The organism is Vibrio sp. ER1A, from assembly GCF_000733315.1.
GTDB lineage: Bacteria > Pseudomonadota > Gammaproteobacteria > Enterobacterales > Vibrionaceae > Vibrio > Vibrio mediterranei.
In genome coordinates this window covers 129887-138926 of record NZ_JPJA01000095.1, presented here as the reverse complement: position 1 = coordinate 138926, position 9040 = coordinate 129887, and the positions used below count along the sequence as shown (strand labels likewise).

The following is a 9040-nucleotide window of genomic DNA, read 5'->3' as shown; positions in this document are numbered from 1 at the left end:
AACGTAGCTTGATCATTAATGGAATACAAATAAATAAATCCTCCAAAAATGAAATGATAAGTTTCGCTAATTATTATTTATATTATCACTTTGTTGGGTGTATCTTTCTTATCGCAAGCTGTGTAGATAAATAACTACATTTTGCGTCGATGATAAATTTAGTTATCCATTAATTAATTTAGTCGGTAATTAAATTTATCAATATGTTTTAAATACAATTAAGGATTGCTGATGCAAGCTAGTATCCCCAGCGAAGATATAATGCTAGCTGGGAAGCGGATATTATACAGCCAGTTGATGCTTGGGTCGGTATTTATACTCTACGAGCTCTTTTTTAAAGACAAACTAGATATAGAATCGGCGTTAATCGGAGTGATTATTGCAGTTGTACCTCCGTTCATAGGCATGATATTCGCGTCGCTAAAAGCTAAATATAAGCCGCAACAAAATTTAAAAGATCTGATGCGTTTGAGTCGCAATATCAAGATGATCTACACCATAGTGATGTTCATTTTGACATTTCGATTTATGGAACTGAGTAACGTTACTGTATTAGCCGGATATTGCATTACGGTATTAGGTTTCTTTATCAGTCCAATGCTTAAAGATCAGCAAACCATTGAACTACAGAGGAAAGCGTAATGGAAAACGTTCAATCAGCACATGACTATATTGAACACCATTTGACGTTCTGGACTTCGGGGGATGGTTTTTGGGGCATAAACCTAGACTCAATGTTGATGGTTTGGTTACTGGGTATCGTCTTTATCGTAGGCTTTCGCTATGCGGTTTCCAAGGCGACAAGTGGGGTTCCTAGCCGATTGCAATGTCTCGTTGAATTGGTGTTTGAGTTTGTCGACGGACTGGTAAAAGAAATTTTCCAAGCACAAGATAAACTAATAGGTCCATTGGCTCTGACTATCTTTGTTTGGGTATTCTTGATGAATGCTATCGATTTATTACCTATCGATTTTATTCCAGCCTTTACCCGAGCAATAGGACTTGGTCACTTTAGAGACCTACCATCAGCGGATGTTAATGTCACTATGTCAATGGCGTTAGGAGTATTTATTCTAGTCCTTGGTTATACCTTTAAACATAAAGGCATAAAAGGATTTATTAAAGAACTGACTACTCAGCCATTTTCACATCCTTTGTTATATCCGGTGAACCTGGTTCTTGAATTAGTTACACTAATTTCAAAACCTATTTCATTAGGTCTGCGACTATTTGGCAATATGTATGCGGGTGAGATGATATTTATTCTTATCGCACTAATGCCGTGGTGGATGCAATGGGCGTTAAGTGTTCCGTGGGCATTGTTCCATATATTAATTGTCGGATTACAAGCGTTTATATTTATGGTTCTCACTGTTGTCTATATGGGCATGGCAGTAGAAGAACATCACTAATTCAAACTTAATTTACTAAATATATTTCTCAGGAGTTGTTATGGATATTGTAAGTGCTGTTTTATATGTAGCAGGTGCACTTCTAATTGGTCTTGGTGCGGCGGGTGCGGCAGCAGGTATCGGTAACCTTGCCGGTAAATACCTAGAGGGTGTGGCACGTCAACCAGATTTAACCCCGATGCTTCGTACTCAGTTCTTCATCATGATGGGTCTAGTGGATGCGGTTCCTATGATTGGTGTTGGTATTGGTCTCTACATCATCTTCGCAGTGGCTTAATTGATTTTTAATAAGTAAACATTGGTGAGGATGTTATGAACCTAAATGCAACCATGCTGGGTCAAGCAATCTCCTTCGTTATCTTCGTTTGGCTTTGCATGAAATATGTGTGGCCACCATTGGTAACACTGCTTGACGAGCGTCGAGACGAAATCGCGACTGGTATTAAGAATACTGCAGCCGCGGCAAAAGAACTTGAACTAGCAAAAGCAAACGGTGAGAGCATCGTTGCGGAAGCGCGCGAAAAAGCACAATCCATTATTGAGTTAGGACAGCAACGTCAAAACCAATTAGTGGAAGAAGCGGCAGAGCTAGCGCAAAAAGAGAAAGCGAAAATCATCGCTGAAGGTAAAGCTGAGGTAGAGAGCGAAAAGAGCAAGGTTCGTCAGGAGCTGAAATCTGAAATGGCAGATTTAGTGATTGAAAGTGCCAGCAAACTGATTCGCAAGAACCTTGATTCTAAGAGTAACCGTGAGCTTGTTGAGCACATGATTAGCGAAATGTAGGGGTAAATCAGATGAATGACTTTACCTCAATTGCTCAACCCTATGCCAAAGCTGCGTTTGACTTTGCCCTTGATGAGGCACTGCTCGATGAGTGGGGACAAGCGTTAGGGCTTTTAAAAATGGTGGTATCACAGCCAGCGGTCGTCGAGGTGATTGAAGACCTTGAAGAGGAAAGTTCAGAGCAAGTCTTGCTCGATATGATACTGACCTCGTGTGATGAGTGGCTTAGCCAATACGTTAAGAACTTCTTACGTGTTATGGCTGAAAACAAGAGACTCAAGCTACTGGCAACCACTGTTGAGCTGTTCTTTGAAATGAAAGCGGAATATGAAAAAACCATGGAAGTTTTGGTTTACACCGCAGAGCCATTGGAACAAGACCAATTGGTGGACATTAAGAACGCGCTTGAAGCTAAGTTTGGCAAAACGGTAACGATAGAACAGCAAATTGATCCATCCCTTGTTGGTGGAGTGATGATTAAAGCGGGCGAGCAGGTGTTAGATGGAAGTATTTACTCATCGTTACACCGTCTTGCTGTCAACCTACACGCATAGTAGGGGAAAGAGATGCAATTGAATTCAAATGAAATTAGTGAACTGATCAGAGAGCGCATCGCCAATTTTGACATGGCGAGTGAGGCGAGAAATGAAGGAACCATCATTTCGGTCAGTGACGGTATTATCACCATTCACGGTCTTGCGGATGCTATGCAAGGTGAGATGATTGAGTTACCAGATAACCGTTTTGCCCTAGCGCTTAACTTAGAACGCCACTCTGTTGGTGCGGTAGTGATGGGCCCTTATGCTGACCTTTGTGAAGGGATGAAGGTCCGTGGTACGGGTCGTATCTTAGAAGTGCCAGTTGGCCCTGCGCTGCTTGGCCGTGTGGTAAACACTTTGGGTCAGCCTATCGATGGCAAAGGCGAAGTGAAAGCTGAACGCTTTGACCCTGTAGAAGTGATTGCACCGGGTGTAATCGACCGTAAATCAGTGGATGAGCCAATTCAAACTGGTTATAAAGCGGTTGATGCTATGGTGCCAATCGGTCGAGGTCAGCGTGAGCTGATTATCGGTGACCGTCAAACAGGTAAGACGGCGATGGCTATCGATGCCATCATCAACCAACGTGACACTGGCGTTAAATGTATTTATGTCGCGATTGGCCAAAAAGCCTCAACGATTGCTAACGTGGTTCGTAAGCTAGAGGAACATGGCGCACTAGCAAACACCATTATTGTGGTGGCGTCAGCATCAGAATCTGCTGCATTACAATACCTGGCACCATATTCAGGCTGCACCATGGGTGAATATTTCCGTGACCGCGGCGAAGATGCATTGATCATCTACGATGACCTGTCTAAACAAGCTGTTGCTTACCGTCAAATCTCACTACTACTAAAACGCCCACCGGGTCGTGAAGCGTTCCCAGGTGATGTTTTCTATCTTCACTCACGTCTTCTAGAGCGCGCAGCTCGAGTTAATGAGGGTTATGTAGAGCGTTTTACTAATGGTGAAGTTAAAGGTCGTACTGGCTCGTTAACCGCATTACCGATCATCGAAACACAAGCGGGAGACGTATCTGCGTTTGTACCGACTAACGTTATCTCAATTACCGATGGTCAAATCTTCTTGCAGACTCAGTTGTTTAACTCTGGCTTACGCCCTGCTGTGGACCCTGGTATCTCAGTATCGCGTGTAGGTGGTGCAGCACAAACCAAGATCATCAAGAAGCTCTCTGGAGGTATTCGTACCGCATTGGCTCAGTACCGCGAGCTAGCTGCCTTCGCGCAGTTCTCATCTGACTTAGATGAAGCGACTCGTAAGCAGCTTGACCACGGTGAAAAAGTGACTGAACTCATGAAGCAAAAGCAGTACGCACCAATGTCTGTTGCGAATCAAGCATTAGTCATCTTCGCAGCCGAAAAGGGTTTCTTGGAAGATGTGGCACTGAACAAGCTCGCGGAGTTTGAAGATGGTTTGGTGGCTTTTGCCAAACAGACTCAAGCTGATCTACTCGAAGAGATCAACAAAACTGGTGATTACAACAAGGAAATCGAAGGCAAGCTTTATACGCTGCTAGAAGAGTTTTCTGCGCTGCAATATTAACCATCAACCAAGTAGGAGTCAGTAATGGCAAATACCAAAGAGATACGCACCAAGATTGCGAGTATTCAAAGTACTCAGAAAATCACCAGTGCGATGGAGATGGTGGCGGCAAGCAAAATGCGTAAGGTTCAAGACAATATGGAAGCGTCTCGACCTTATGCAGACAACATGAAAAAAGTAATCAGTCACGTGTCTGGCGGTACGTTGGAATATAGCCATCCGTATCTGCAAGAGAGAGAAGTTAAGCGGGTTGCTTACATCATTATCTCTTCAGACCGAGGTTTATGTGGCGGTTTAAATACCAACTTGTTCCGAAAAGTTTTGTCTGAAATGCAAAGCTGGCAGGAGCAAGGTGTCGAAGTTGACACCACATTGATTGGTTCAAAAGCAATCAGCTTTTTTCAATCATCAGGGCGTGTCATTGCTCAAACCTCAGGTTTGGGAGACCACCCAAAGCTCGAAGAGCTACTGGGTACTGTCCACGCCATGATGGAGCATTACGCAGAAGGGCAGATAGACCGACTATTTCTGGTTTATAGCCAATTTGTAAACACCATGACGCAACAACCTACCGTGATGCAGCTGTTACCGTTTCCTAAGCAAGAAGAAGCGGAAAAAGAAACACGTTGGGACTACATCTACGAGCAAGCACCAAGAGATATCTTGGACCATTTGATGCTGCGCTACGTTGAGTCTCTTGTGTATCAAGGTGTGGTAGAGAGCATTGCTTGTGAACAAGCAGCGCGAATGGTTGCGATGAGAGCCGCAACGGACAATGCAGGTCAGTTAATTGATGACTTGCAACTCGTGTTCAACAAAGCACGTCAGGCAGCGATCACTCAAGAGTTGAGTGAGATTACCGCCGGCGCTCAAGCGGTGTAACAGGATTCAGAGGTAAGATTATGAGTATTGGCAAAATTGTCAAAGTCATCGGTGCCGTTGTCGACGTAGAGTTCGAACAAAACAGCGGTCCGCGAGTATACGACGCTCTAAAAGTCGTAGGTGATGAAAACAGCTCACTTGTTTTAGAAGTACAACAACAACTTGGTGGCGGTGTGGTTCGCTGTATCGCGATGGGCTCATCCGATGGCCTAAGACGTGGTCTGCAAGTAGAAACTACAGGTAGCCCAATTACCGTACCCGTAGGTGAGGAAACACTAGGGCGTATTATGAACGTTCTAGGCCAACCTATCGATGAGTGTGGTCCAATTGGCGAACAAGCGTCGTATGAGATTCACCGTCCAGCGCCTAGCTACGAAGACCAGTCAAACAGTACGGAACTACTTGAGACTGGCGTGAAAGTTATCGACTTGATTTGTCCATTTGCTAAGGGCGGTAAAATCGGTCTGTTCGGAGGCGCTGGTGTAGGTAAGACCGTCAACATGATGGAACTTATCAACAACATCGCGAAAGCGCACTCAGGGCTTTCGGTGTTCACAGGTGTTGGTGAGCGTACTCGTGAAGGTAACGACTTCTATTACGAGATGAAAGAAGCAGGCGTTCTAGACAAAGTTGCCATGGTTTATGGTCAGATGAACGAGCCACCGGGTAACCGTCTTCGTGTTGCTTTGACAGGCTTAACCATGGCAGAACGCTTCCGTGACGAAGGTCGTGATGTACTGCTATTCGTGGATAACATTTATCGTTACACCTTAGCGGGTACAGAGGTATCAGCGTTGTTAGGTCGTATGCCATCAGCAGTAGGTTATCAGCCAACGCTGGCGGAAGAGATGGGTGTACTGCAAGAACGTATCACGTCTACCAAGAATGGTTCGATTACGTCGATTCAAGCGGTGTACGTACCAGCGGATGACTTAACGGATCCATCGCCAGCAACGACGTTCGCTCACTTGGACGCAACGGTTGTACTGTCACGTAACATTGCAGCACTTGGCCTTTACCCTGCGATCGACCCGCTAGACTCAACGTCTCGCCAGCTTGATCCGCAAATAATTGGTCAAGAGCACTACGACACAGCGCAAGCGGTACAAAAAACACTGCAACGTTATAAAGAACTCAAAGACATCATTGCCATCTTGGGTATGGATGAACTTTCCGAAGAAGACAAGCAACTGGTATCTCGAGCTCGTAAGGTAGAGCGTTTCTTAACGCAGCCGTATCACGTAGCTGAGGTCTTTACTGGCCAGCCAGGGGTGTTTGTACCTTTGAAAGACACTATTGCGGGCTTCCAAGGTCTGCTTAACGGTCAATATGACGATATCCCAGAACAAGCATTTATGTACTGCGGTTCTATCGACGAAGTGCTTGAGAAAGCGAAAACACTGTAAGGGGTGACGTGATGGCAATAGGTGTTTCACAAACAACCTTTCAACTCAATGTGGTGAGTGCGGAAGGGACGCTGTATTCAGGGCCAGCTCATGCAATCGCCGTTGCCGGAGCGGATGGTGAGCTCGGGATTCGTCCCGGCCACTCCCCATTAATCAGCAAGATCAAGCCAGGTGTTGCAAGAATCCTTGGTGATCTCAAGCAACCAGAGCAGATCTTGTATGTATCGGGCGGCTTGGTAGAAGTACAGCCTGACGTGGTTACCGTACTCGCAGATACGGCATTACACGGCAAAGATATTGATAAAGCTCGAGCGGAAGCGGCGCGCCGCGCAGCCGAAGAGAACATTAACAAGTATACCGACGACGTTAATTTTGCTCAGGCACAGCTCGAACTTGCAAAAGCACTGGCTCAACTACGAGCGGTAGAACTTACCGTTGCGCGAGCTAGATATTAAAACCGGAGGAAAGATCATGAGAACAGTTATTGAGTTTACACAAAGTGGTCGCTACATGGACCGAGCTTGGGAAGGCGAAATCTTGGCAGAGAAAGGGGTCCAGAAAGCAGTTTCTCCATCACTGGCGATGCGACTAGTGAGTTTGGGTAGTGCGATTGCGATTTTTGGACCAGATGGAAAACCACTGACCGTGGATGATGACGAAGAGTTCAAACCAGAAGACAAGAAATAACACAAGCAACGATGAGGCTCGAATCTCATTAGCTAACAGGGCGAACCCGGCAACGAAACCTTAAAGGCTCATATTCACCAATGAAGGCTTTGATGTTTCTAAAACAAGAACTGGCTATACCGTCCTCTCAGCTCCGTTGAGTTGAACTCAGCACTCAACAAACCGGACACTGAGGTGAGGTCAATCTATATAAGTGACTCCATCGCCACTTATCCAGATTGGTTTCAGCACTTAGCCGTCACTCTTTTCATAGTTGGGAGTGACGGCTTTTTCTTTTCTTATTACGCCATTCCTTTGTTTAGTTCCTTCTGACGCAAAGACAAGGAATGAACCAGCTCTGTTTCGACAATGTCTTTGAACGCTCTTACTTTTGCTGACATGTGTTTTCTACTCGGATACACCATGTAGACACCAAGTTGATGCTTTGGATAGTCGTCAAACAGCTCGATCAGTTCTCCGGTTTCTAGTTCGTTACCTAAATAAAATCGCGGCAAACGGGAGATGCCCAATCCGGCTTTGCACATTTCTACTTCCATTTTAGCGCTGTTGACCGTGATTCTACTGGTGATGTCCACTGAAGCTTCATTCCCATCAAGATCCTCATAAACCCAGCGCTTGTTGTTTTTCGCGTAGCTATAACTAATGATGTTGTGATGAGCCAATTCGCTAGGCGCTCTTGGTGTTCCATATTGCTGAAGGTAAGCAGGAGAGGCCACCGTAATTCCTCTATCAGTAAAGAGTTTACGACTGATGAGTGAGGAGTCTTCAAGCCTATCAGACGCACGAATCGCAATATCGATTCCTTGTTCAATGACGTCGACTTTCTTATCGCTCAGATCGATATCTAAAGTGACCTTGGGATAACGTTGCGCATACTGGGTAAAGATCGCGCTCATAGTGGACAGCCCAAGGGCAACAGGACAGGTGATTTTTAGTAGGCCGGACGGCTCAATTTGACTACCGGACAACGACTCTTCCGCCGCTTGTGCCGCATCGACAACATCACGAGCATGTTGGTAAAAATTTTCCCCTTCAGGAGTGAGTTTCAGTGTACGTGTAGTGCGTTGAAGTAGACGTACGCCTAAGCGTTCTTCTAACTTGGTCACTTCTTTGCTGATGTATGAGGTGGAGTGCTGTGTCCGCTCCGCTGCGACAGTGAAACTGCCACTATCCACAACCTCGACAAAGACCACGTAACCATCCAATAGCTTCCCGTTGTACATCGTGCTTATTCCTAGTCATATGGAAATAATGATTTTACATTTTAGTCATTAATTTCCATATGACTAGCAATTACACTGAATTTAACCATGAACAAGTAGAACAATGGAGTGCCAACATGAAGCAGATTAGCCGAGTGAATCACATAGGAATTCGAGTGAGTGAGTTTGAACAATCAAGAGACTTTTACGCCAAGCTAGGTTTTGAATATATCGCAGGACCAGCAGGCCCCGAGCCTGTAGCCATTGTTGAGCATCCAAGTGGTATCAATATTAATTTTATTCTGAATGCGAATTCAGGTGAAAAGAAAAACCAACTTATGGATGTACCCGTTAAACACACAGGTTACACCCATGTGGCAATTGAAGTGTCGAGTGCTGAGCAAGTGATGGCCAACTTGGCAGAGCTCAACATCCCCCTTAGTGGTGGCCCAATGACCCATCCAACGGGTTTATCGTTTTTTATCAGAGACCCTGACGACAATGTGATTGAGTTTATTGAATACGTGGGTTTAGACGCATACAAGAATTAGGAGAACAATCAT

At 45.1% G+C, this 9040-nt stretch carries 12 protein-coding genes; 11 read left to right on the top strand and 1 reads right to left on the bottom strand.

The genetic code is table 11. The features are described 5' to 3' along the window. Positions 1–231: 231 nt before the first annotated feature. Genes HW45_RS25680 through HW45_RS25635 form a run of 10 tightly spaced genes read left to right on the top strand, consistent with a single transcriptional unit; the run spans position 232 to position 7275 of the window. Positions 232–642 (top strand): ATP synthase subunit I, encoded by a 411-nt coding sequence (locus HW45_RS25680; RefSeq protein ID WP_006070152.1) that lies wholly within the window; start codon positions 232–234, stop codon positions 640–642. Further along, positions 642–1412 carry a F0F1 ATP synthase subunit A gene (atpB, locus tag HW45_RS25675; RefSeq protein WP_006070151.1) on the top strand — a complete coding sequence of 257 codons (771 nt, stop codon included), beginning with the start codon at positions 642–644 and terminating at the stop codon, positions 1410–1412. Before HW45_RS25680 ends, atpB begins: the two co-directional genes overlap by 1 nt. A gap of 40 nt (positions 1413–1452) precedes the next feature. Beyond that, the gene (gene atpE / locus HW45_RS25670; protein ID WP_004727739.1) at positions 1453–1689 is read left to right on the top strand and encodes a F0F1 ATP synthase subunit C; all 237 of its coding nucleotides are present in this window, start codon (positions 1453–1455) and stop codon (positions 1687–1689) included. A gap of 35 nt (positions 1690–1724) precedes the next feature. Continuing rightward, entirely contained in the window at positions 1725–2195 is a 471-nt protein-coding gene (locus HW45_RS25665; RefSeq protein ID WP_006070150.1) for a F0F1 ATP synthase subunit B, read from the top strand. Between the two features lie 11 nt (positions 2196–2206). Next, on the top strand, positions 2207–2749 hold the full coding sequence (locus HW45_RS25660) for a F0F1 ATP synthase subunit delta (RefSeq protein WP_038230814.1): 543 nt from the start codon (positions 2207–2209) through the stop codon (positions 2747–2749). 12 nt (positions 2750–2761) lie between these two features. After that, the gene (gene atpA, locus HW45_RS25655) at positions 2762–4300 is read left to right on the top strand and encodes a F0F1 ATP synthase subunit alpha (RefSeq protein WP_038230813.1); all 1539 of its coding nucleotides are present in this window, start codon (positions 2762–2764) and stop codon (positions 4298–4300) included. A gap of 24 nt (positions 4301–4324) precedes the next feature. After that, on the top strand, positions 4325–5182 hold the full coding sequence (gene atpG, locus HW45_RS25650) for a F0F1 ATP synthase subunit gamma (RefSeq protein WP_031493101.1): 858 nt from the start codon (positions 4325–4327) through the stop codon (positions 5180–5182). Positions 5183–5202: 20 nt separating this feature from the next. After that, positions 5203–6588 carry a F0F1 ATP synthase subunit beta gene (atpD, locus tag HW45_RS25645; RefSeq protein ID WP_006070146.1) on the top strand — a complete coding sequence of 462 codons (1386 nt, stop codon included), beginning with the start codon at positions 5203–5205 and terminating at the stop codon, positions 6586–6588. Positions 6589–6599: 11 nt separating this feature from the next. Continuing rightward, positions 6600–7043, top strand: coding sequence for a F0F1 ATP synthase subunit epsilon (locus HW45_RS25640; RefSeq protein ID WP_006070145.1), 444 nt, complete (start codon positions 6600–6602; stop codon positions 7041–7043). A 16-nt stretch (positions 7044–7059) separates the two neighbouring features. Then, the gene (locus HW45_RS25635) at positions 7060–7275 is read left to right on the top strand and encodes a hypothetical protein (protein WP_051868391.1); all 216 of its coding nucleotides are present in this window, start codon (positions 7060–7062) and stop codon (positions 7273–7275) included. Positions 7276–7556: 281 nt separating this feature from the next. Here the strand turns inward: HW45_RS25635 and HW45_RS25630 are convergent, their stop codons facing one another. Then, positions 7557–8498, bottom strand: a complete 942-nt coding sequence (locus HW45_RS25630) for a LysR family transcriptional regulator (protein ID WP_038230812.1) — start codon at positions 8496–8498, stop codon at positions 7557–7559. Between the two features lie 116 nt (positions 8499–8614). Here HW45_RS25630 and HW45_RS25625 point away from each other — a divergent pair, with 116 nt between their 5' ends. Then, positions 8615–9028 carry a VOC family protein gene (locus HW45_RS25625; protein ID WP_038230892.1) on the top strand — a complete coding sequence of 138 codons (414 nt, stop codon included), beginning with the start codon at positions 8615–8617 and terminating at the stop codon, positions 9026–9028. The last annotated feature ends 12 nt before the right edge of the window (positions 9029–9040 follow it).

What these genes read in the sequence shown, in the direction of transcription:
- HW45_RS25680 (WP_006070152.1), top strand. Translation starts at nt 232, where the DNA reads ATGCAAGCTAGTATCCCCAGCGAAGATATAATGCTAGCTGGGAAGCGG.
- atpB (WP_006070151.1), top strand. Translation starts at nt 642, where the DNA reads ATGGAAAACGTTCAATCAGCACATGACTATATTGAACACCATTTGACG.
- atpE (WP_004727739.1), top strand. Translation starts at nt 1,453, where the DNA reads ATGGATATTGTAAGTGCTGTTTTATATGTAGCAGGTGCACTTCTAATT.
- HW45_RS25665 (WP_006070150.1), top strand. Translation starts at nt 1,725, where the DNA reads ATGAACCTAAATGCAACCATGCTGGGTCAAGCAATCTCCTTCGTTATC.
- HW45_RS25660 (WP_038230814.1), top strand. Translation starts at nt 2,207, where the DNA reads ATGAATGACTTTACCTCAATTGCTCAACCCTATGCCAAAGCTGCGTTT.
- atpA (WP_038230813.1), top strand. Translation starts at nt 2,762, where the DNA reads ATGCAATTGAATTCAAATGAAATTAGTGAACTGATCAGAGAGCGCATC.
- atpG (WP_031493101.1), top strand. Translation starts at nt 4,325, where the DNA reads ATGGCAAATACCAAAGAGATACGCACCAAGATTGCGAGTATTCAAAGT.
- atpD (WP_006070146.1), top strand. Translation starts at nt 5,203, where the DNA reads ATGAGTATTGGCAAAATTGTCAAAGTCATCGGTGCCGTTGTCGACGTA.
- HW45_RS25640 (WP_006070145.1), top strand. Translation starts at nt 6,600, where the DNA reads ATGGCAATAGGTGTTTCACAAACAACCTTTCAACTCAATGTGGTGAGT.
- HW45_RS25635 (WP_051868391.1), top strand. Translation starts at nt 7,060, where the DNA reads ATGAGAACAGTTATTGAGTTTACACAAAGTGGTCGCTACATGGACCGA.
- HW45_RS25630 (WP_038230812.1), bottom strand. Translation starts at nt 8,498, where the DNA reads ATGTACAACGGGAAGCTATTGGATGGTTACGTGGTCTTTGTCGAGGTT.
- HW45_RS25625 (WP_038230892.1), top strand. Translation starts at nt 8,615, where the DNA reads ATGAAGCAGATTAGCCGAGTGAATCACATAGGAATTCGAGTGAGTGAG.